The organism is Bifidobacterium rousetti (assembly GCF_008698235.1).
GTDB lineage: Bacteria > Actinomycetota > Actinomycetes > Actinomycetales > Bifidobacteriaceae > Bifidobacterium > Bifidobacterium rousetti.
In genome coordinates, this window is the sequence record NZ_PEBH01000005.1 from 147,628 (window position 1) to 170,446 (window position 22,819).

The 22,819-nt window shown below is 63.0% G+C and carries 14 protein-coding genes; 8 read left to right on the forward strand and 6 right to left on the reverse strand.

Translation table 11 applies throughout. The annotated features are described in order from the left end of the window. Window position 1 precedes the first annotated feature (1 nt). Both CSQ85_RS07000 and CSQ85_RS07005 read left to right on the forward strand, forming a co-directional pair. Entirely contained in the window at window positions 2-865 is an 864-nt protein-coding gene (locus CSQ85_RS07000; protein ID WP_107041982.1) for a carbohydrate ABC transporter permease, read from the forward strand. A gap of 30 nt (window positions 866-895) precedes the next feature. Next, the gene (locus tag CSQ85_RS07005; protein WP_150383452.1) at window positions 896-3,043 is read left to right on the forward strand and encodes an alpha-galactosidase; all 2,148 of its coding nucleotides are present in this window, start codon (window positions 896-898) and stop codon (window positions 3,041-3,043) included. A 618-nt stretch (window positions 3,044-3,661) separates the two neighbouring features. Here the strand turns inward: CSQ85_RS07005 and CSQ85_RS07010 are convergent. Then, entirely contained in the window at window positions 3,662-6,418 is a 2,757-nt protein-coding gene (locus CSQ85_RS07010; RefSeq protein ID WP_150383453.1) for a phosphoenolpyruvate carboxylase, read from the reverse strand. Between the two features lie 413 nt (window positions 6,419-6,831). Here CSQ85_RS07010 and CSQ85_RS13390 point away from each other — a divergent pair, with 413 nt between their 5' ends. Beyond that, window positions 6,832-9,075 carry a threonine/serine exporter family protein gene (locus tag CSQ85_RS13390; RefSeq protein WP_317909189.1) on the forward strand — a complete coding sequence of 748 codons (2,244 nt, stop codon included), beginning with the start codon at window positions 6,832-6,834 and terminating at the stop codon, window positions 9,073-9,075. A 101-nt stretch (window positions 9,076-9,176) separates the two neighbouring features. Further along, window positions 9,177-10,793 carry a sodium/proline symporter gene (locus CSQ85_RS07025; protein WP_150383494.1) on the forward strand — a complete coding sequence of 539 codons (1,617 nt, stop codon included), beginning with the start codon at window positions 9,177-9,179 and terminating at the stop codon, window positions 10,791-10,793. Between the two features lie 441 nt (window positions 10,794-11,234). On the opposite strand, the gene CSQ85_RS07030 is transcribed toward CSQ85_RS07025, so the two are convergent. Next, window positions 11,235-12,788: an amidohydrolase gene (locus CSQ85_RS07030; RefSeq protein WP_150383454.1), complete on the reverse strand. Its 1,554-nt coding sequence runs from the start codon at window positions 12,786-12,788 to the stop codon at window positions 11,235-11,237. A gap of 321 nt (window positions 12,789-13,109) precedes the next feature. On the opposite strand from CSQ85_RS07030, the gene CSQ85_RS07035 reads away from it, so the two are divergent. Further along, window positions 13,110-14,168, forward strand: coding sequence for a DUF559 domain-containing protein (locus tag CSQ85_RS07035; protein WP_150383455.1), 1,059 nt, complete (start codon window positions 13,110-13,112; stop codon window positions 14,166-14,168). Between the two features lie 435 nt (window positions 14,169-14,603). Here CSQ85_RS07035 and trpS read toward each other — a convergent pair whose 3' ends face one another. Then, entirely contained in the window at window positions 14,604-15,704 is a 1,101-nt protein-coding gene (trpS, locus tag CSQ85_RS07040; protein WP_150383456.1) for a tryptophan--tRNA ligase, read from the reverse strand. A gap of 184 nt (window positions 15,705-15,888) precedes the next feature. On the opposite strand from trpS, the gene CSQ85_RS07045 reads away from it, so the two are divergent. Beyond that, window positions 15,889-16,341, forward strand: coding sequence for a DUF3073 domain-containing protein (locus CSQ85_RS07045; protein ID WP_150383457.1), 453 nt, complete (start codon window positions 15,889-15,891; stop codon window positions 16,339-16,341). A 100-nt stretch (window positions 16,342-16,441) separates the two neighbouring features. Here CSQ85_RS07045 and CSQ85_RS07050 read toward each other — a convergent pair whose 3' ends face one another. After that, window positions 16,442-16,897 (reverse strand): sterol carrier family protein, encoded by a 456-nt coding sequence (locus tag CSQ85_RS07050; RefSeq protein WP_150383458.1) that lies wholly within the window; start codon window positions 16,895-16,897, stop codon window positions 16,442-16,444. A gap of 219 nt (window positions 16,898-17,116) precedes the next feature. Between CSQ85_RS07050 and CSQ85_RS07055 the strand changes: the two genes are divergently transcribed. Beyond that, on the forward strand, window positions 17,117-19,561 hold the full coding sequence (locus CSQ85_RS07055) for a glycogen/starch/alpha-glucan phosphorylase (RefSeq protein ID WP_150383459.1): 2,445 nt from the start codon (window positions 17,117-17,119) through the stop codon (window positions 19,559-19,561). Window positions 19,562-20,269: 708 nt separating this feature from the next. Here CSQ85_RS07055 and CSQ85_RS07060 read toward each other — a convergent pair. Next, window positions 20,270-20,509, reverse strand: coding sequence for a hypothetical protein (locus tag CSQ85_RS07060; protein ID WP_150383460.1), 240 nt, complete (start codon window positions 20,507-20,509; stop codon window positions 20,270-20,272). A 179-nt stretch (window positions 20,510-20,688) separates the two neighbouring features. Here CSQ85_RS07060 and CSQ85_RS07065 point away from each other — a divergent pair, with 179 nt between their 5' ends. After that, window positions 20,689-21,414, forward strand: coding sequence for a rhomboid family intramembrane serine protease (locus CSQ85_RS07065; RefSeq protein ID WP_150383461.1), 726 nt, complete (start codon window positions 20,689-20,691; stop codon window positions 21,412-21,414). 839 nt (window positions 21,415-22,253) lie between these two features. Here CSQ85_RS07065 and crgA read toward each other — a convergent pair. Further along, window positions 22,254-22,658 carry a cell division protein CrgA gene (crgA, locus tag CSQ85_RS07070; protein WP_150383462.1) on the reverse strand — a complete coding sequence of 135 codons (405 nt, stop codon included), beginning with the start codon at window positions 22,656-22,658 and terminating at the stop codon, window positions 22,254-22,256. Window positions 22,659-22,819: the final 161 nt, after the last annotated feature.

Consider the following 22,819-nt stretch of genomic DNA (forward strand, 5'->3'; position numbering starts at 1 on the left):
GATGTCGACGACCAAGAGAATCAATCAGAAGAAAGTCGATCAGATCGGCTACCAGCGTGGACGTTGGGCTATCTATCTGTTCCTCGCCATCGTGGTGGTATGCCAGCTACTGCCGTTCTACCTGGCGATCAACGCCTCGATGAAGCCGCAGACGGACATGTCGTCCACGCTGATGCCGCGCCTGCACGACATCGCTTGGGACAATTGGACCGCCGCCATCACCGATGGCCAGATCCTGCATTCGGTGGTCAACAGCATCATCGTCACCGTATGCACCACATTGATCGTCTGCGTGGTTGGCGCCGCCGCGGCCTATCCGCTCGCCCGTCGCGCCACGCGCTTCAACAAGGTCATCTCCGCGCTGATTCTGGCCACGATGATGGTTCCGCCGCTGAGTATTCTCGTGCCGCTGTACACGATGCTCGTCGATCTGGGCGGCGCAAACACCTACTGGGGCATCGTTCTGGTGCTGGCCGCCATCAACATGCCGTTGTCGGTGTTCCTGTACACCGCGTTCATCCGTTCGATTCCCGTGTCCGTGGACGAGGCGGGCATGATCGATGGCGCCAACCGTTTTACGATCTTCGTCAGGCTGATTCTGCCGATGCTCAAGCCCGTCACCGCGACTGTCATCATCATGACCGGCACGACCGTCTGGAACGATTACGCACTGTCGGTCTACCTGCTCACCGACGCCGACAAGCAGACGATCGCACCGCGCGTCGCCTCCTTCTTCGCCGCGAACAGCAGCAACCTCGGCACCGCCGCGGCCGCTGCCCTGATCGCCGCCGCGCCGATGGTCATCGCCTACCTGTTCCTGCAGAAGTACTTCATCGCCGGCATGATCGCCGGTGCGGAGAAGTGACGTTCGGAATCAAACCTGTAGGGAGAAATCATGTTGTTTCCTTCCGTGTCGGTTCCCGGAGAACTGACCAGAATCGCCCTGTCCGACGTCCATGTCGGTGACGATCTGCCCAACGTCAACGCACTGCTGAGCACGGATGATCCATCCGCGTACGCCGACGCCCCCGCATTGACCACGCGTGCGGTACCGCTGCTCACCGAACATGCGCTAAACACCTTCACCCGCCCGGGATTGCGCGGTTTCCGCATTGCGGTCGATGTCGATGATGCGGGCAGTGCTGCGGATTTCGCGGCTCTGATGCAACTCGGTGGAGGCTGGACCCCACGATTCGTCATCGCGCAAGAACCTGAAGTCAGCGATCGCCGGTTGGCGTACCGCGCCGTCGACGCGTCTGCCGGACTTGAACTCAGCACTGAGCTTGAATCCCTGACAGGTGGTTCTCTGCGCATCCGGCACACGCTGACTAATCGCGCGGATTCGCCGTACGTGGTGCAGGGGCTTGACGTCAGCGTGCCATTGTCTGATAACCAGACCGAGCTGCTGGACTTCACCGGCCGCCACGAACGCGAACGCCAGCCGCAACGTCACACTATTGCCGACGGTATCTGGTCGCGAGAATTTCGTTGGGGCAAAACAGGCTTCGAAGGTCCGCTGTTCATCGCAGGCACGCCAGGATTTGATTTCGCCCACGGCTCGGTGCTCATGGTGCAGCCTGCATGGAGCGGCAACAATGAACTGTATGTCCAGCGCGACATGGCACAGCTCGCTACCGTCAGCGCCGGCGAGTTGCTGGAGCCGGGCGAGATCGTGCTGCGCCAAGGGGAAAGCTATGCCACGCCGTGGATCATGGTCACGGCATCCAACGCCGGCCTTGACGGGGCCGCCGCCAGCCTGCATCAGTGGGAGCGCTCACTGCCCGCGCACCCGCGCCGCCAGCCGGTGGTGCTCAATGTATGGGAAGGCGTGATGTTCGACCATAATCTGGATACGCTGCTGGAGATTGCCCGCCGGGCCGCCGCCATCGGGGTGGAACGATATGTGCTCGACGACGGTTGGTTCCACCTGCGCCGTGACGACAATGCCGGCCTCGGCGATTGGTGGGTGGACCCTGATGTGTGGCCTGAAGGATTGCATCCGCTCGTTGATTTCGTGCATGAGCAGGGTATGCAATTCGGTCTGTGGTTCGAGCCGGAAATGGTCAACCCTGATTCCGATCTGTACCGTGAACATCCCGATTGGGTGTTGCAGGAGTCGCCCCGGACCCCGATTCTCCAGCGTCACCAGCTCGTGCTCGACCTCGCCAATCCCGAAGCATTCGATCATGTCTATCGAGCGATTCGCGATGTGCTGGCCCAATACCGCATCGACTACATCAAGTGGGACCACAACCGGTATCTGCTGGAGGCGGGGTCGAACCTTCACGGTGGAGCAGCATCGATCCACAACCAGACCGTGGCCTATTACCGGCTGCTCGACATGTTGCGCGCCGATTTCCCCGATATCGAATGGGAATCCTGCGCATCCGGCGGCGGTCGCATCGATACCGGTGTCATCGAACATGTGCAACGATGCTGGACCTCGGACATGACCGACGCGCTCAGTCGCCAACGCATCCAGCGGTGGACCGTGCAGAACATCGCCCCCGAATACCTGGGCGCGCATATCTCGCAGCCCACCTCGCAACAGACCGGCCGCACATATTCGGTGGCGTTCCGCGCCGCAACGGCCGTGTTCCACAGCTTCGGCATTGAATGGGACATCACTAAAGCCAGCGATGCGGATCTGCAGGAGCTCGCAGCCTGGATCGCTTGGTACAAAGCCAATCGAGACTTCCTGCATTCCGGCCGATTCGTGCGGCTCGATGTGGCCGATCCGGCCGTACTCGCATATGGTGTGGTGGCTGGGGACAAGTCGCATGCGATCATCGCGCACGTGCAGTATGAGGAATCATCCTCGAACCGTGGCGTATGGCTGCGTGTGTCTGGACTCGACCCCGATGCGCAATATGTGCTGCGCTGGGTGGGCCCTGAACCGGCGCGGGCCTCGCTTGAGCCGATCGATTCGCTCGGACCGGTGGGGTCGCGCTCGGTATCTGGAGCATGGTTGGCGTCCCCGGGCGTGCGCGTTCCGCGTTGCCGGCCCGAAACAGTGAGGCTGGTTGAAATTGTCAGAGCCTGACGTTTCCAGAAGCGCTCGCATTACACTGTAGGAGATCGCCCCGCACGATGGGTGCGAAGTGGACTCCCACAGATCCCGGACTTCTTTCCTTGCGGTAATCAAAATCGCGGTCGGCTGCATCGGGCTGGCCGCGACCCTGCTGGTCAGGCTTGTGGTGCGGGTGCCGGCGCGGATGGCGGCGGCGAGCAGAAGGTCGAATTCGGCAAGAAGAGCATCCCCCAGATGCTCGCGTTGCTTGGGGCGTGACGTTCCCCGGCCTTCATGGTTCCCGGGATTTCGCCTTGTGATCCCGGGAACCGGCATCGTTCTCGTTACCCGTTACCCGCTACCCACGCTCACCCGCTCCCCATCGCACCCATCGTGTGGTCTGGAGGCCCATCGCGCGGTGAAAGTCACATGGAGCGGTGAGGGGATTTTGCGGATTGGCGGAATATAGCCATTTTGCGTCACCGCGTCATGGGGGAATCACTGCTTCATGGGGAAGTCACCGCTTCATGAGGGGAATCACCGCGCGATGGGCGAGATGCTCACGTCGGGGTGATGCGAAAAAACGGGGGGAGCCCCACAACCTGGCAGAGGTTGCGGGGCTCCCCGATGATTCGACGGCGCGGACCGGAATCAGCCCGTGTTCTGCAGGCCTGCGGCGACGCCGGAGACCGTGCAGAGGATGAGATAGATGAACCCGGCCTGCTGGCTCTTGGAGAGCTCTTCCTTGTCCACCTTCTTACGCAGCGAACGCAGCGCCAGCACCTGGGTGACGGACAGCGCGTCCACGTACGGCGAGCGGATTCGGATGGCCTGACCGAGGACGTGACGGTGCTGGAGCGGCCACTTGTCGTTCACGATCGCGAGCACCCACTTGCGTGTGAGCTCCATCTCGTGCATGACCTTCTCCGGCAGATCCGTACGGTCGTCGAGCGCCAGATACATCTTGGCGATGCGCTCGTCGGTCTTGGCCAGCGACATCTCGATGTTGTCGATGAACGTGGAGAACAGCGGCCATTCCTCGTAGGCCTGACGCATCGTCTCCAGATCGCCGAACTGCTCGCACGCGGTGCCGAGGCCGTACCAGGCGGCCAGGTTGATGCGCGCCTGGGCCCAGGAGAAGATCCACGGGATCGTACGCAGGTCGTCGAGCGACTTCGCGCCGAGGCCACGCTTGGCCGGACGGGAGCCGATCGGCAGCAGGCCGATCTCCGTCAGCGGCGTCACGGTGGAGAACCACTGTGCGAAATCGGGCGTGTGCAGCAGGTCGAGGAAGCGGTTGTGCGCGGCCTCGTCGAGCTGGTTTGCCATATCGGCGTACTTGGCGGTCATGTCCGTGTTGCGCTTCTCGACGCTCGGCGCGGACTGGAGCAGGGTCGCCGCCGCGACGGACTCGACGTGGCGGATGGCCAGCACCGGGTTGCCGTAGCGGGCGAAGATGACCTCGCCCTGTTCGGTGAGCTTGAAGCGGCACTTGACCGATCCGACCGGCTGGGCGAGCACCGCGCGGTTGGCGGGGCCGCCGCCACGACCGACGGCGCCGCCGCGGCCATGGAACAGGGTCAGGTCGATGTCGTGCGATTCCGCCCACTTGGCGATGCGCTCCTGCGCGGAGTGCAGGGCCAGCGTGGCGGAGGTCGGGCCGGCGTCTTTCGAGGAGTCGGAGTAGCCGAGCATGACCTCGAGCTTGTTGCCGGTGGCCTTCAGACGAGCCTGCACCTCGGGGATCTTGATCATTTCCTCGAGCACGTCCACCGAGTTCTGCAGATCCTCGAGCTGCTCGAACAGCGGGATCACGTCGATGGTCGGCACGTCCTCCGGATGCGCGAAGGCGAGACGGTTGAGCTCGTAGACATCCTTGATGTTCTGCGCGCTCTTCGTGAACGAGATGATGTAGCGGCGCGCGGCCTTCAGGCCGTTGCGCTTCTGGATCGAACCGAGGGCGCGGAAGGTGTCGAGCACCTCCTGGGTCATCGGCTGCAGATCGCCGCGCTCGCCGTGCAGGCCGTGCTCGCGGATGTCCGCGAGGGCGCGGGAGTGCACGACCGAGTGCTGACGGAACTCCATCTCGACCATGTGGAAGCCGAAGGTCTCGGCCTGCCAGATCAGGTCCTGCAGCGGGCCGTAGGCGGAGCGCTTGGCGCCCGCGTCGGCCAGCGACTGCTGCACGGTCTTGAGGTCGGCGATGAAGTCGTCGCAGGTGTGGTACATCAGGTCGGCGTCGCGCAGGATCGTGTAGTGCAGGCGGTCGGCGATCACCAGCATGACGGCGCGGTGCAGCTCCTTGGTGGAGATCAGCGCGGCCTTGTCGGTGAGCCTCTCGCTCATCTCCTTCTGGTGGCTCCACAGCACCTTGAGCGCGGCGCTCGGCGGCGTGGTCTCGGCCTCCATCGTCAGGTTCTTGCCGACGGTGCGGGTGGCCTCCTCGAGGGCGGCCAGCACATGGTCGGAGAACTTGCGCGCGACCTGGCGGCTGACCTTCGCGGTGACGTTCGGGTTGCCGTCGCGGTCGGAGCCGATCCAGCTGCCCGGGTGGAAGAACGCGGGGCAGACGGGCTTGACGAGTCCGGCCTTGTCGCCCAGCACCCAGTCGTCGAAGCGGCGGTAGACCTTGGGGATCGTGTGGAAGAGCGTGTTGTCGAAGATGTCGAGGATCGTGTCCGCCTCCTCGACCGGGGTCGGCTTCTTGAGCGCGATCGGCGAAGTGCGGAACAGCGCGTCGATCTCGTTGTAGAGGCGACGCAGGTTCTCCTTCTTGTCGGTGCCGCCCAGCAGCTTGTTGGCCGTCAGCAGCTCGGAGATGCGGCGGATCTTGCCCTCGACCGCCTTGCGGCGGGCCTCGGTCGGATGCGCGGTGAACACCGGGTGGAACTCGAGACGGTCAAGCAGCTCCTTGGCCTTCGCCGGGCCCATCTCGTTGATGAGCTGGTGGTAGGCGACGGTGAGCTCGTTGATCGGGTCCACGGCGCTGTCGTCGCTCACCTTGGCCTCACGCGCGTGCAGCACGGAGACGCGGTAATCCTCCTCGCACAGGTTGGCGAGGTGGAAGTAGGTGGCGAACGCGCGGGCCAGAAGCTGGGCGTCATGAAGCTTCATGGCGTCGATGACTTCCACGGCCTTCTTCAGGCCGTCGTGATCCGGGTCGGGATCGACCATCACGCCTTCGAAATGCTCGGCGCTGGCTTCGACGGCGTACTTGCGCACTTCGTCGAACGTGGCGAGCAATTTGGGATCGAATTCGCCGAGTACATCGCGCAGGATGTGCAGACACAGATCCATGTCATTGGCGAGTGATTCGGGCAGAGTACGCTCTTCGGGACCCTTGGTTCCTGTGCCGGTCGAGACTATCGTCGCGTCGGCTGGCGTGATCTGCTGATCGTTATCTGTCATCAGACCTCCTTCTGCCGTACCTCAGGTTGCTCGGTCTGACGGTCGCCCGCGGCTCCTCCGCGGTTGTTGAGGCCGTCCGTTGCGAGCCCACAGCCCGTATACGGCGTTTGGTTGTGGTCAGCATTGTATCGTCGCGAAATCGCCATGTATGTTACGAAGTTCGATTATCGGGCGATTCGGCGCGATGTTTTCCGGCTGGAGGCCCCGTGCAGTCCTCACCGTGGTCTCACCGAGGTCCTGCCCTGGTCCCGTATGACGGCCGACCGATGTCCGAAAGGTGGACGCTAAAGTGGGCGCCGGAGTGTGCGGGGATGGGCGCGGGGTAGCGTGAATCCTTGGAAAATCATAGGAATTCATCGAAATCCGGCATTATTCGCACCAGAATCGAATCGGAAAGTCGAATCGGAAAGCATATGCAACAGCAGACGGATCATACCGAAACGCGGACGGAAATACAGGCCGACCGGTCGGGCCGACCGAAGGACGCCAAGAAGCCCAAGGAGCACGGCGCGATCGCCGTCTCCCACTACCACACCCACTCCATCCCGCTGGACATGGAGGACATCGAACGTGACTGGGACAAGCCGATCACCGAGGCGGGCATCGCCGCCAAGGCGAGCGTCATCGTGCGCGTCGGCCTGCTCGACCTGTCCGCGGGAACCGGATCGTTCCGCGTGCGCGAGATGATGCATCGCATCGCCTACCCGCTCGGCGTGCATGTGCGCGCCGACGTGAACCTGACCGACATCGAGGCCGCGTGCACCGACGGCAAGGACCGCATCACCGAGGTCATCGACCTGCCGACCACCGGCGTCAACACCGAACGCATCTGGCTGCTCGAGCACTTCGCCGACTGGTTCAGCGTGAACCTCGGCGAGGAGAGCATGTACCACACGCGCCCCGAGGTGTCGAAGGGGCTCATGCAGCACCTCGACGAGAAGGACGCCTCGCAGATGTCCGCCAAGCTCGCCAAGCAGCTGCGCGAGGAGGAGAAGGAGGAAAAAGAGCGTCAGGCCGAGGCACAGGAGGCGCAAGGCGCGTCGGGGGGCGGCGCGGTCGCGACATGGGTGAACAGGCTCGCCGGCCATGGCCATGAAGCCAAGGCAGGTCAGGCAGGTCAGTCGGGTCAGCGCGAGTCCGGCCAGGTTGAACAGGACGGTCAGGACGCCGTCCTCGACGCCCTCGAGGCCGCCAGCCAGCACACCGATCCCGGCCAGCCGCTCGCCGAACCGCTGGACGTGCATGAGAGCGACTGGTCCAAGTCGGCGATGACCGAATCACTCGCCGAACGAGCCGAACTCGCCAAGCAAGAGGAGCGCGAACGGCAGGAGCGTCGCCGTCGCCGCGGCGTTAACGGCTCCGGACACGCCGACTCCGAAGTGATGGGTCCCGACTTCGAGGACATGAGGGACAGGATGGCCGACGACCGCAAGCCGTCGCACGAGCACCCCGTCGATCGTGAATTCCGTGAGGTCCGTGACGCCCACGAGGGTCGAGGTCGGCATGGCGTGGCCCCGGAAGAAGGCTTCGTCGGCAACAACGGCGGCAGCGGTACCAAGGCCGCCAACGGTACGGCGGGATCCTCCCGCAGACGCGGTTACAAGCCCCCGAAGGGCGAATACGCCGAGCACTTCGACCATGTCGGCAAGGCCCCGGTGACCGGCCATCCCGGCATCACCGTGCGTCAGGCGCACAAGCGGCTCGACCTGATCGAGCATCGCAAGCCGCTCTACTCCCCCGCGTTCGCCGGACTCGCCTCCGCGATCGCCTGCGCGTCCTTCGTGTTCCTCTTGGGCGGCGGCCCGTACGACATGGTCGGCGCGTTCGTCGGCGCCGGACTCGGCCACTGGCTGCGCCGTCGCCTCTTCGCCCACCACCTGAACCAGTTCTTCGTCACCTTCGTGTGCGTGGCCGTCGCCGCGCTCGCCTGCACCGGCACGCTGCGACTGATCGGCCTGTTCGACCCGATCGCCCTGCAGCACGACACCGCGTACATCGGCGCGATGCTGTTCGTCATCCCGGGCTTCCCGCTCATCACCAGCGGACTCGACATGGCGAAGATCGACTTCCCCTCCGGTATACAGCGCCTCGCCTACTTCCTGTGCATCGTGCTCATGGCCACGCTCGCCGGCTGGATGGTCGCCGCGATCGTGCACCTCAACCCGGAGGGCTTCGAACCCTTGGGTCTGAACCCGTGGGTGAACGGTTCGCTGCGATTCGTGTTCGCGTTCCTCGGCGTCTGGGGCTTCTCCATCATGTTCAACTCGCCGCAGCGCATGTGCCTCGTGGCCGCCGTCATCGGCGCGATCACCGACACCCTGCGACTCGAGATCGTCGACATGGGCGTGCCCGCCGAGGCCGCCGCGTTCATCGGCGCGCTGCTGGCCGGCCTGCTCGCCTCCATGTGGCGCTCCTCGGTGCGTCGCGGCTGGCTGCCGCCGCACCTCGGCTACCCGCGCATCTGCCTGACCGTGCCGTCGATCGTGATCATGGTGCCCGGCATGTATATGTACCAGGCCATGTTCCACCTCGGGTCGTTCGAGACCCAGCAGGCGCTCGACTGGGCGTTCCGCGCGTTCATGGTCATCATCTGCCTGCCGATCGGACTGGCGATGGCCCGTGTTATCACGGACAAGTCCTGGCGCTACGACATCTGAATCATCTGAATGACATCTGATACTGCGACTGACACTACGCTTGACACTACGATCTGATAGGAGTTTTTGTGGTCAACGCCGATTTCTGGATCCTGCTGGCCATGGTCATCTACTTCACGGCCATGCTGTCCATCGGATTCATCTATTCGAAACGATCGAACTCCTCGTCGAAGGAGTACTTCGCCGGCGGCCGCGGCGTCGGACCGTGGCTGACGGCCCTCTCCGCCGAGGCGTCCGACATGTCCGGCTGGCTGCTCATGGGACTGCCCGGCCTCGCCTACTTCACCGGCGCCACCGACCCGATGTGGACGTCCATCGGACTGGCGCTCGGCACCTACCTCAACTGGAAGCTCGTCGCCCGGCGACTGCGCCGCTACTCGGTCGTGGCCGGCGACGCGATCACCATCCCCGACTTCTTCGCCAAGCGTTTCCATGACCGCCGCGGCGTGATCTCGACGATCGCGGCGCTCATCATCCTCGTGTTCTTCTGCGTGTACGTGGGCAGCTGCTTCGTGACGGTCGGCAAGCTGTTCCACGCGCTCTTCGGCTTCGACTACCACATCATGATGGTCGTCGGCGCGCTGGTCGTGTTCGTGTACACCATCGTCGGCGGATACCTCTCGGTCGTGATGACCGACTTCATCCAGGGCATGCTCATGTTCTTCGCGCTCGCCGTCGTGTTCATCGGCACGGTGGCCTCCGCGGGCGGCATCGGCAACACGGTCGCGTTCCTGCGTGCGATCCCCGGATTCCTCTCCGGCACGCAGATCGCGGTGCCGCAGCTCGACCCGGTGTCCGGCCAGCAGATCGTCGAGGCTGGTCAGGCGGTGTTCGGCGCGCCGGCCGACTACGGCGTCATCACCATCATCTCGATGCTCGCATGGGGCCTCGGCTACTTCGGCATGCCGCAGGTGCTCGTGCGCTTCCTGTCGATCCGCAGCGTCGAGGAGGTGCGCAAGTCGCGCATCATCGCGACCTCGTGGTGCATGCTCTCGCTCGCCAGCGCGGTGTGCATCGGCCTGGTCGGACGTGCGATGATGCCGACGCACCTGCTCACCTCGGGCGACGCGGAGACCATCTTCATCGTGCTCGCGCAGACCCTGCTGCCAAGCTTCGTGTGCGGCATCGTCGTCTCCGGCATCTTCGCCGCCTCGATGAGCTCCAGCTCGTCGTACATGATCATCGGCGCCTCCGCGATGGGCGAGAACATCTTCCGCGGGCTCCTGCACCGCAAGGCCACGGACCGTCAGGTCATGATCGTGGCGCGTCTGACCCTGATCGTCATGTTCCTGTTCGGCATCCTTGTCGCGTACGACCAGAACTCGTCGATCTTCCAGGTCGTCTCCTACGCGTGGGCCGGACTGGGCGCCTCGTTCGGGCCGCTGATGCTGTGCGCGCTGTACTGGCGCCGCGCCAACAAGGCCGGCGCGGTGGCCGGCATGATCTCCGGCACCGCGGCGGTGCTCGTGTGGCACAACTTCGTCAAGCCCTTGGGCGGCGTGTTCGCGATCTACGAGCTGCTGCCCGCGTTCCTCATCTCGCTGGCGTGCATCGTCGTGGTCTCGCTGCTCACGGAGCGTCCGGACGATCGCATGCTCTACGAGTTCGACCACTACATGGACGATCCGCTTCCCGGCACCCTGCCCTCCGGCACCGTACTCGTCGACGAGCCGATGCAGGCCATGGAATCCGAGGTCAACCCGCGTCGCGGCGAATAGCTTACGGTGAATATAGGTGAATAGCTTAGCTTAGGCTTAGGGAGCCCGGTGGGTCAGGTGCTCTAATGGCCTCTTCGCTAAGCGAATCCCGGTGCTTGTCGGGCTATCTTCGTTATGAGGGGTATATCGCGGCTTCTGCGGACATCTATCTCGCTTACGAGGGGTGCCTATGTCAGGTATACGGGCCCGGAAACGGCTTGGCTGCAACGAGGTCAAGCCGTTTCCGGGCCTTGATACTTCGGGCAGGTACCCCTCATAAGCGAGATAGATGTCCGCGACAGTCCAAAAGTACCCCTCATAACGCAGATAGCGCGCAGATAGCCATGGGGCAGCTGCGGGCGTCTATGGGGAGCCGGTTGCTGAGTCATGGTTGCGGCTTTGTACCAATTTTCGTTGGGGTCGAATGGGTTCAACGTAAGACGTTGCAACATGCAAGGTATTTCAGCGGGTCCGCTCCCCCGCGACGAACGTCATCGCCACATGCCGGGGCATGGCGCGCATCTCCTCCGGCGTCCGGGTCGCGTACGGGTCGGCGTCCAGCAGCACAAGGTCGGCCGGATCGCCGGCTTCGAGCCGATCGCGACCGGCCGCCGTGGATGCGGCCAATGCCACGTCGACCGGCAAGCACTGCTCAGGCTGGAACGGCTCTCGATCGGAGTTCTCCGTGCCGAACACCGCCGCGGAGATCGCCATCCACGGGTCGAGCGGCGCGACCGGAGCGTCCGACCCCATGCGCAGCCGCGTGCCCGCGTCGTACAGCGATCGGAATGCATAGGGGATGCCGGCCGGATGCGCCCAGAAGCGGGTGATCACATCGCGGTCGTCCATCGCATGCTGCGGCTGGATGCTCGCGTCGAGTCCGAGGGACGCGAGCCGCGGGATGTCGGCGCGCTTGAGCAGCTGCGCGTGCTCGATCGACCCGTGGGCGTGCGTATGCTCGGCGGCGTCGAGCACGATGGTGTTCGCATCGTCGCCGATCGCGTGGCACGCGATGTCGAAACCATGCTCGGTGGCGAGCCGCATGTACTCCTCGATCTGCTGCGGCGTATAGCTCAGCGTGCCGTAGGTCGGCGGTTCGATCCCCGAATACGGGGTCGAGCAGTAGGCGGAACGGGTGTTGAGCGAACCATCCGAGATGAGCTTCATCGCGCCGACCGTGCCGAGCCCCCGCGATCCGGGCAGTTCCTCGCCGGTACGCCAGCCGTCGTCGATGGCCCGTTGCAGGCGCTCGGGGTACACGCCGGCCATAACGCGCAGCCGGTCGATGCCGGAGGCGAAGCGGGCGGTCCACGTATCGATGTTCTCGGCCATTTCGTAATCGCGGATGCCGACCACGCCCTTGCCGGCCGCATCCCACTCGGCCTCACGAAGCAGACGGTCGGTCTCCTCGGCAGCCCCCGGCGCCTTGTCGAACTGAGTGTAGGCGTCGAACCATTCGAGCTCGCCGACGAGTCCGGTCTCCTCATCCATATGGACGCCAAGTCGTCGGCCCGCCGCCGAGTTCACCCATCCGCAGTGCATGTCGGCGCTGGAAAGCGCGACCGGCTGCTCGCCGGTCACCGCATCGATCGCAGCCAACGTGGGCTGCTGATCGTCGGACCACAGCGAGTGACGGAACCGCATGCCCACCACGAACGCATTCGGGTCGAGTGTACCTGCGGCGCGGCGTTCGTCAAGATGCGTGCGAAGCATCGCCATCGCCTCGTCGGCCGACCGGGCGTCGATCAGGTCGAGGCGGCCGAGGGTCTTCGACCACTGGGTGAAGTGCGTATGGCAGTCCCACAGGCCGGGGATGACCCACAGGCCATCGGCGTCGATGGTGGTGGCGGAGTCGGTGGCGGCGTCGACGGCGGCAGAGTCGGACGAAGGCGCGAAGGACGCCAAAGCACCTCGCGACGGCGTAACGGAGACGATACGTCCGTCACGGATGCCGAGGTCAACATGCGCGTCGCCACCGGGAATACGCGCGTTGATGATGTTCAGATCGTTGCCCATACCGATATGGTGCCACTGCCGTGCGTGAGGGAAGGACGATCTTTTCGACCGATGGAACCAGCGAGTATTGAGAATCACATGCCAGACTTCCGGTACGGGCTTCCCACGCCCGTGTTATCCACAAATCTCTTCAGTTGCGCACAGCATGTTTCCTGACGGCAACGCAATTACCCGATGCGCCGTAGTCTGGGTTCAATGAAATAGGCGCTCCACAAACCGCGTGATCCCCGCCCAAGTTGAAGATCACAACCTGTCAGTGGGGATGATAGGGCGCGCTGGGACGGGAACCCGCACGGAGTCGTGCGAGGAGGAGGAACTCTCATGGGCGATTCGATGGCGTTGGTCGAACTGACGGAAGTGAAATATCGTCGCATGGAGACATGCGCCGCGATTCAGCGCCGTACGGATTGGCGGCCTCCATACGCCTTGTCTACGGCCCTGGAACTAATGGCGATCGAATTGCCGCGTATGCCGTTGCGACCACGACGGCTGCAGCGACCACAGCGGCTGCGACGACCACGACAGCAATCGCGGCCTCCGGATCACAGCCTCACCGAATACTCCGGCCAACAATGTGGACATGTCACGGTAGCCGTTCCACATGCGAATCGCAAATATCGGGTCGAGGGCATCGACGCGGTGATATGGCGGTTCCCGATGGACACCGTCATGGTCGAACGGCAGTTCGCCTGCACATCCCCGGCATGCACATGGGCGATGTTCGCCGCCTGCGTGGACGCCGAGGAGCTTATCGTGCTGGGTGAGTCCATGATGAGACGAGACCGGCGTCTGTGCCGGGCGACAGTGGAGGAGTTGGGCCTATATCTCGACGGTGCCGAGGACTACGCCCAACAGGAACGAGAGATCGGCCGACAATGCCGGATGTTCAAGGGGTATGCCGAATGCCGTCGCGTCCTCCCGATGCTTCGGGAAGGGACCGATTCCTCAATGGAGACGCGCACGCGGTTGGTTTTGATGAAATACGGACTGGATTGCCCTCGGGTGAACTATCCGGTGTCAGTCGGAGGCGGGAAACCCATGTATCTCGATCTTGCGTATCCCGAGTTCAGAATCTGCGTCGAATACGATGGCTCCCATCACGCGGGGCAGTGGCTGAACGACGTCAAGCGGCGGCAGGCGCTTGAAGACGCGGGATGGAAATACGTCCAAGTGACGGCGACGGATCTCGGCAATGACACCGTCGAAGCGACCTTGGCCGGCAGAGTGGCCGAGAGGATATACGAGGTCACGGGGGCGATTGTGCCGTTGACGGAAAGAATGACCGTGCGCCGGATCTGTGACGGCAGGAGCCGCCGACGTAAACCCCTCTACGCGCGAATCGGATTCACGCCACTGCTGGACCCGGGAACGGGCGGATGAGTGTGGGTTGTCGGATTTGCAGAAACGGACGCCTCATTGCCTAGGTGAGGAGCCTGGGTGAGGAGCCGATATGCCGGAGAAGACCTAGACGCAGGGGCTGAAATTCCTTATACGCGGCATTAGGAATCGACGTGGATTGCCGTGGATTGCCGCCCTCGTTGCGTGGACCCTCGGTAAGTCTCGGCTATCTGCGTTATGAGGGGTACTTTCGGCTTGTCGCGGAGCTCTATCTCGCTTACGAGGGGTATCGGTCCGAAGTATCAAGGCCCGAAAACGGCTTGACCTCGTTGCGACCAAGCCATTTCCGGGCCTTGATACCTGACATAGGTACCCCTCGTAAGCGAGATAGAGCTCCGCAAGACCTCCGAAGTACCCCTCATAACGCAGATAGCACGGCTGGCGCCGCGGAACTTCGGGCCTCAGCGCCTCAGCCGCTCAGTACTTCATGCCCATGGCCTCGCGCACCTCGTCGAGGGTCGCCTCGGCGATCTCGTTGGCGCGCTTGTTGCCGTCATGCAGCACGTCGCGCACGTAGTCCATGTCCTTGGCGAGCTCGGCGCGGCGCTCGCGGTGCGGGGCGAGGAAGTTGTTCACCGATTCGATGACGTACGCCTTGAGCGCGCCGGCGCCCGAAGCGCCGATCTCGTCGGCGATCTCCTTCGGGTCGCGGCCGGTGACGAGGCCCGCGGTGGTGAGCAGCGCGGAGACCTGCGGGCGCTTGATCGGGTCGAACGTGATGGCGCGCTCGGAGTCGGTCGGGCTCTTCTTGATGAGCTTGGCGGTCTCCTCGGCGGTGGCGCCCAGCATGATCGAGTTGCCGTACGACTTGCTCATCTTGCGTCCGTCGAGGCCCGGGATCTCCGGCGCGTCGGACAGGATCGCGGCCGGCTCCGGGAACACCGGGTGCTTCTTCGCGTAGCGCTCGTTGAAGCGGCGGGCGATGGTGCGGGTGATCTCGATGTGCGGCAGGTTGTCCTTGCCGATCGGCACGACGTTCGCCTTGCAGAACAGGATGTCGCACGCCTGATGCACCGGGTAGGTGAGCAGCAGGCCGGTCAGTGCGTGGCCGGACGCCTCCATCTCCGACTTGACGGTCGGGTTGCGGTGCAGCTCGGCCTCGGTGACGAGCGAGAGGAACGGCAGCAGCAGCTGGTTCTCGGCCGGCACGGCGGAGTGCGCGTAGATCATCGTCTTCTTCGGGTCGATGCCGGCGGCCATGTAGTCGAGCACGAGGTTGAGGACGTTGTCCTGGATGTGCTCGGTGGTATCGCGGTCGGTGATCACCTGGTAGTCGGCGATGATGATGTTGGAGTGCACGCCCTTGTTCTGCATCGCCACGCGCTCCTTGATGGAGCCGAAGTAGTGGCCCAGGTGCAGGCGGCCGGTCGGACGGTCGCCGGTGAGCATCGTGAACTTGCCCGGCTCGGCCTCGAGCTTGGCCAGCGTCGCGTCCGAGCGCTTCTTCGCCGCCAGGAAGCTGGCGCTCATCTCGTTGCCCGCGGCCGTGATCTGCGGCTCCTGCGTTTCGTCCGTCATACGTTTCGTCCTTTTCGAATCGTTTCGATGGTTTCGGCGATCAAAGGTGATGATCAGGTTGTGTCAAAACCGTGCAAAATATCGCTTTTATCGTAAAAGCGCGAGCCGACAAGCCCAAGTATTCCAACAAGTGGTACTCTTCTATGTGATGAATTGATAGCAAGCATTATTCTCAGGGGGTCACATGGGCCGCGGACGTCAGAAAGCCAAGCAGCAGAAGATAGCTCGTAAGCTCAAATATCTGACTACCGACACCGATTACGATGAGCTTGCCAAGGAATTGAGCGGTCAGGAGCCGGGAACCGGTTCGATCGACCCCTTCGCCGACATCGAGGACCAGTATTCTTCTCACTATGCGGACGAGGATTCGGACGCCGCGGGTGCGGTTGATCCGACCGCGACCGCCGGGGCCACCGCGTCGGAGATGAAGGCCGATGACGCCGACGCCAAGGGCGCCGCGTCCGGCTCCTCCCGCAGCGATGACGATCTGGACGAGTACGCCAAGTGGGCCGCCGAGGCGGCCGCGAAGGCCACCAGCGGCGAATTCCCCAAGGCGAGCAAGACCAGCGCGAAGCCGGTGCCGCACAAGCCCATCCCGATGCCTATGCCGAGCGCGCTCAAGCCGCACAAGGCGTGAGTCGAGCGGGGCTGAACCACTCATCCCCGTTTTTCTGATTTCCCGATCCCCGCGGCTCTTGCGGCGCGCGTCCTGTTCGGGGCCACATGGATCACATGGATCACAGCGGCAGCAGCCAGCCGAGATCGTCGCGCTCGCCGACCGCGCTGATGTGCCCGGCTTCCTTCTCCTCATCCCATGAGGTGATGCCGGCCGCGAGGCGCAGCCACACGTCCGGATCGAGCTCGATGACGTCCGGCGGGGTGAGGTTATGCGGGTCCGAGGCGGGCCCGTCGAGGATCTTGATCGCGCCCCACGGCGCTACGCGCACCTCCACGCCGGGGCCGGGCGCCTTGCGTTCCAGCAGGAACAGCGAATAACGCACCGCCATCGCCATCGTCGGGCGCGGCAGTTTCGGGGCGATGGCGAGTCGCACGACGGCCGGAGCTGGCGTCTCGTCAGCCGTCCCGCCAGCCGCCTCATCCAGCGTTTTCCGCGCTGCATCCCGCGCCGCGTCCCGCCATGAGGCGAACGCCTCTCGCCCGCGGGTCAGGTCTTTTTCCAGAATCACAGCCATGTGCGCCATTGTATGGCGTCCTCCGTGTTCTCCATGCGTTCTCCATGCGTCCTCCGTACTTGGCCGTACTACGTAGTAATCTGTTGAGAAAGGCCTATGACAACGTATGCACGAGGCGGTGCGGAATGTAACGCACTGTTCATGTATGGGTTGAAAGGCGGCCAATATCGCGCCTTATCATGGTCAGGGAAGTTCCATCCCGGAAGGAAACAAAATAACATGACCGAGATCACTGCACCGAAGTCTCCCGTCACGGCTGAGCAGTTCGCCGACGAGATTCGTGAACAGCTGAAGTACACCCAGGGCGTCACCCCCGAGCAGGCGACCGCCGCCGATGTCTACGTCGCCGCCTCCAAGGCCGTCCGCAACCACCTCGCGGACTCCTGGTTCAAGACCCAGTCCGACATGGTCAACGGCAACACCAAGGCCGTCGGCTACTTCTCCGCTGAGTTCCTCATGGGCAAGCAGCTCGAGAACGCCCTGCTCAACGCGGGCCTGACCGACCAGTTCGACTCCGCCGTCGAGGCCCTCGGCTTCCAGCCGAAGGACATCGTCGACGCCGAGTACGAGCCGGGCCTCGGCAACGGCGGTCTCGGCCGTCTCGCCGCCTGCTACGTCGACTCCCTCGCATCCCTCGGCGTGCCGGCCTTCGGCTACGGCATCCAGTACCGCTACGGCATCTTCAAGCAGACGTTCGACGAGAACGGCAAGCAGGTGGAGACCCCGGACTACTGGCTGAACAACGAGGAGCCGTGGGGCCACGTCGACTACAACCGCGACCAGAAGGTCTCCTTCGGCGGTGAGGTCGTCGAGGAGGACGGCAAGAAGGTCTGGAAGCCGGCTTGGTCCGTGCGCGCCGTCCCGGTCGACTACCTCGTGCCGGGCTACAAGTCCCAGCGCGTGAACACCCTGCGCCTGTGGACCGCCAAGTCCTACGACGAGTTCGACCTGCTCACCTTCAACAAGAGCGAGTACCTCGACGCCGTCAAGCCGCAGGTCAAGGCCGAGGACATCTCCAAGGTCCTCTACCCGGAGGATTCCACCAAGGTCGGCAAGGAGCTGCGCCTCGAGCAGCAGTACTTCTTCGTCGCCGCCTCCCTGCACGACGCCATCCGCGTCTTCTACCCGGGTCAGGACAAGCCGGATCTGACCACCTTCCCGGACAAGATCACGTTCCAGCTCAACGACACCCACCCGGTCATCGGCATCCCGGAGCTCATGCGCATCCTCATCGATGAGTACGGCTACGACTGGGACACCGCGTGGAACATCACGGTGAAGACCTTCAACTACACCTGCCACACCCTGCTGCCGGAGGCCCTCGAGGTCTGGTCCGCCGACCTCATCGGCGAGCTGTTGCCGCGTCACCTCGAGATCATCGAGAAGATCAACGCGCAGTTCGAGGACGAGCTCAAGGGCAAGGGCGTCGACGACGAGACCATCGAGCGCATGCGCATCTACACCGGCGACTCCGTCCGCATGGCCTACCTCGCCACCTACGGCGGCTCCCACGTCAACGGCGTGGCCGCCCTGCACTCCCAGCTGCTCAAGGACGTCACCCTGAAGGACTTCTCCGACGTCTACCCGACCAAGTTCACCAACGTCACCAACGGCGTCACCCCGCGTCGCTTCATCAAGCTCGCCAACCCGGGCCTGTCCGACCTCATCACCGAGGGCCTCGGCACCGACAAGTGGCTGTCCGACCTCGAGCTGCTGCAGGGCCTCGTCCCGCTGGCCAAGGACGACGAGTTCGTCAAGAAGTTCGCCGCCGTCAAGCAGGCCAACAAGCACTCCTTCGTCGGCTTCGCCAAGCAGCACTACGGCATCGACGTCGACGAGAACACCCTGTTCAACACGATGGTCAAGCGTCTGCACGAGTACAAGCGCCAGAGCCTGAAGATCCTGGCCACCATCTCCCAGTACGCCGCCATCAAGAACGGCTCCGCCTCCGTCGAGGACCTGCAGCCGCGCACCGTGTTCTTCGGCGCGAAGGCCGCCCCGGGCTACTACCTGGCCAAGCTGACCATCGAGCTGATCAACAACGTCTCCCGCGTCATCAACAACGACCCGGACCTCAAGGGCAAGCTCGCCGTCTACATGCTCCCGAACTACAACATCGAGATGGCCCAGAACCTCATCCCGGCCACCGAGCTCGACGAGCAGATCTCCCAGGCCGGTAAGGAGGCCTCCGGCACCGGTAACATGAAGTTCGCCCTGAACGGCGCTCTGACCGTCGGCACCCTCGATGGCGCGAACGTCGAGATCCGTGAGCGCGTCGGCGCCGAGAACTTCTTCCTCTTCGGCATGACCGTCGACGAGGTCGAGGAGCAGTACGCCAACGACTACGATCCGGCCAAGTACTACGAGGCCGATCCTCGCCTGAAGCACGCCATTGACCTCGTCGCCAACGGCACCTTCTCCAACGGTGACCGCAACGCCTACGCGCCGCTCGTCGCCGACTGGCTGACCAAGGACTGGTTCATGACCCTCGCCGACTTCACCTCCTACGTCGACATCCAGTCCGAGATCGAGAAGCTGTACCAGGACCAGCTCGAGTGGAACCGCAAGGCCCTGCTCAACGTGGCGAACTCCGGCTTCTTCAGCTCCGACCGCTCGATCGAGGATTACCTCAAGGACATCTGGCACACCGGTCCGCTCGCGTGATTATGGAGTGTCCTCGTCGGCGCAGAGGGTTCGACGTACCTTTGTACGCCTTCACCCTCTGCGCCTAGAGGCCACACGCATAATCACACTCGCTCCGCTCGCCGACTGACGGAGCGTATACCGTCTTTCCTCAACCTCGACGTACCTTTGTACGCCTTCGGTTTCGGACGACGGTTTCCGCACACGTCAATCGACTCGCTCCGCTCGCGCGTGACTGAGTGACTGAACTACGACAAGGTCCCGCCCCCTATGTGAGTAGGGTGCGGGACCTTACTCGTTTAACCCCTCCTACGCGCCGGCCGATCCTGTAGGATCGGATGTTTCCGGCCCCTATCCGGCCCTATCTGGCGTCCGATCCTATAGGATCGGCCATTTCGCGCCCTCGTATGGGCGCCGAAACGTCCGATACCGTAGTATCGGACGATTTCGCGGGGTTTCCCGGGGCGGAACGTCCGATACCGCAGCATCGGACGTTGTGACGAGCGGGAGGGGCGGGGAAGTGATGTTTCCGCGTGAAGCAACAGTTCGAGGATGCGGGTTCCGACGAGGGTGCGGGTTCCGACGGGGGCGGATCCCAATGAAGTTCCGATGGGGGATGCGGGCATGAAAAAGTCCTGTGCCACTTCAGTGGCGCAGGACTTGTGTTGTCGGACTCCCCGTCGTGAGAACAAGCTGTGGGAATCCGCGACGGTGACTGCGGGACGAGAATCAGGCTTCGGCGGGAGCGGCCTCGGGGGCGTCGTCGGCCGGAGCGGACTCATCCTTGGCTTCGTCCTTGGCCTTGTCGAGACCCAGGTCGACCGGCGAGGAGCTGTTCTCCCACGGCTCCTCCCACGGATCGTAATCCGGGTTCTGCTGCTTGTAGATGTACAGGCCCACCAAGCCGGCGAGCAGCGCGCCAAACAGCAATGCAAAGAACTTCCAACCGTTCGAGGACTTGTTCTCCATGACGGCTCCTTTCCCATTCTCGTCGTTCTGTTCGTTCAGAGACGACCTTGCTCCCCATCATAGGCACGATTTTGTGAGGATTGGGTGGGAACGCGCCCAACGCTTCGGAAGGAACGGGCAACGGGTGGCCGCGGGTAACGTCGGGAGGCGGGGATCGTCTGCCGATAGACTTGCGTCCCATGGGAATGAAACTGCCGAACCTGCCCACGAAACGTCAGATCGCGTACGAGTGGAGGAACAACGGCCCGGTCGTCACCAAGGCGCTGATCGTCGCGTGCGTGGCCGTGTGGCTGGTCGAGGTGTTGCTGCGTCTGCTTTCGCCGACCCTGTTCTCGCTGTTCGTCGGCTCCGGCATGGTGATGCCGTACACGATCTTCACCCGACCGTGGGCGTGGTTCACGGCGCTGTTCCTGCATGCGCCGAACATCATGCACATCCTGTTCAACATGATCGCGTTGTATTCGGTCGGCCCCGAGCTGGAGCGTCTGATGGGCCACTGGAAGTATCTCGTCCTCTATCTGGTCTCCGGGTTCGGCGGCGCGGTCGGGCTTGTCGTGTGGGCGAGTGTGACCGGCGATTGGGGGATGGCCGCGTACGGTGCCTCGGGCGCGCTGTTCGGTCTGTTCGCCGCGATCCTGGTCGTCTACCGCCGCGTCGGCGCCGACATCACCTCGATGATGGTGTGGATGGGTATCAACATCCTGCTGCCGTTCCTGGTCGGCGGTATCGCGTGGCAGGCGCATGTCGGCGGGTTCATCGCCGGCGGCGTGCTGACGTGGCTGCTGGTCGCCGGCGTGCCCGCGCTGCGTGGCCGCTCGTTCAACCAGCGCATGTGGATCTACGGCGGGTTCGTCGTCGCGTCGCTTGTCGCGATCGCGTGGGTGTGCCTGCTGGGTGTGATGTAGCGTCTTGCGCGCCGTGCATTCGTTGGTGAATTGACTACCCCTCAGACCCGCAAAGCGGGCCAGCTCCCCTGACAAGGGGAGCCAAGGGAAGACGTGAGTGAATTGTCTGCATGGGAATGTAGTTAGTGGGCGTCTTGACGGCGTCCCACTACATGTAGTGTGAATTACACGCATGTGGTTTTCCACAGGATGTGGAAAACCATGTGGATAACTTGGGGATAACAGTGGGGTTGTGGTGGAAAACCGATGTGCGCAACCCCACTTTTGGTTAAGAATCATTGAAATTTCAACGATTTTGAATTGTGGATATGTGTACAGGCCCTTATCCACAGACGGGTGATTCCGGTGGGCAAGTGGCCGTCGCGCCCTCCTGTGTGGAAAACCCGAAGCCGCGGGCGTCCGAATTACGGGCGAACAAGGGAAAACAACCACGGAATGTGGATAACTCGGTGCAATCCGGTGGATAGTTTGGGGATAACCACTACGTATCAGTGGATAAGTAGTGGATAACTTGTGGATAACAATCCATAATCGTTGAAATTCCAACGTTTTTGGCTGTGGATAACCTGTGGATTACTTCGCGGGTGGCATGTGCACAACTCCGTGAGGGGTGGCGACTGTTATGTGATTGTCCGCCGATGCAGGTGATGAATTGAGGGGATGGCTGCGGTAGCCACTCTGTTTCGGATACTTTCGGATACCTCCGGATGCTTTCACATGCTCCCGGAATATCTCCGTATACGACAAAGGGCCGGAACCGTTGATAACGGTCCAGCCCCTTGACTGATGCCGGATACGATCGCAGCGGAAGCGCTGCCCCGGCGAAAGGATCGACGCGCTCAGCGCCACCACATCGTCATGATGAAGCCGATCATGATGATCACGAAGCCGATGAGCAGGTTCCAGCCACCGATGTTCGGGATCGGGTAGTTGGAGGTCAGGTAGTAGGTGACGACCCAGATCAGGCCGATCACCATCAGGATGCAGAACAGCGGCACGAACCAGCGCGGGTTCGACTTGGTGCCCTTGATCGTCTCCTCGACGCGGCGGGTGTTCTCCTCCTGACGCGCCATCATGCGCTGCATCTGCGGGGTCATCGAGGACTTGTCGGCGGTGGCGTTGAGGACGGCCTCGACCTTGTCCATGTCGACGAGTCCCGCGGTGTCCGCGTCCGTCGCCTTCTCCGTATCGGACTGCCAGTCCTTCTGTTCCTTCGAGTTGTTGTCCAGCTCTTCGTCAGCCATCAGCGTAGTCTCCATTCAAGTTCTATAGGCTAGAAGTCATAATAGTGGTTACACTCGAACGCGGCGAACAATACCGCATATTGGCGGCCATACTGTGCGGCCATACTGTGCAGTGCGTGGTCGTATGTATAGATAGACTCGGGTTTTTCCGGCGTGAGGGA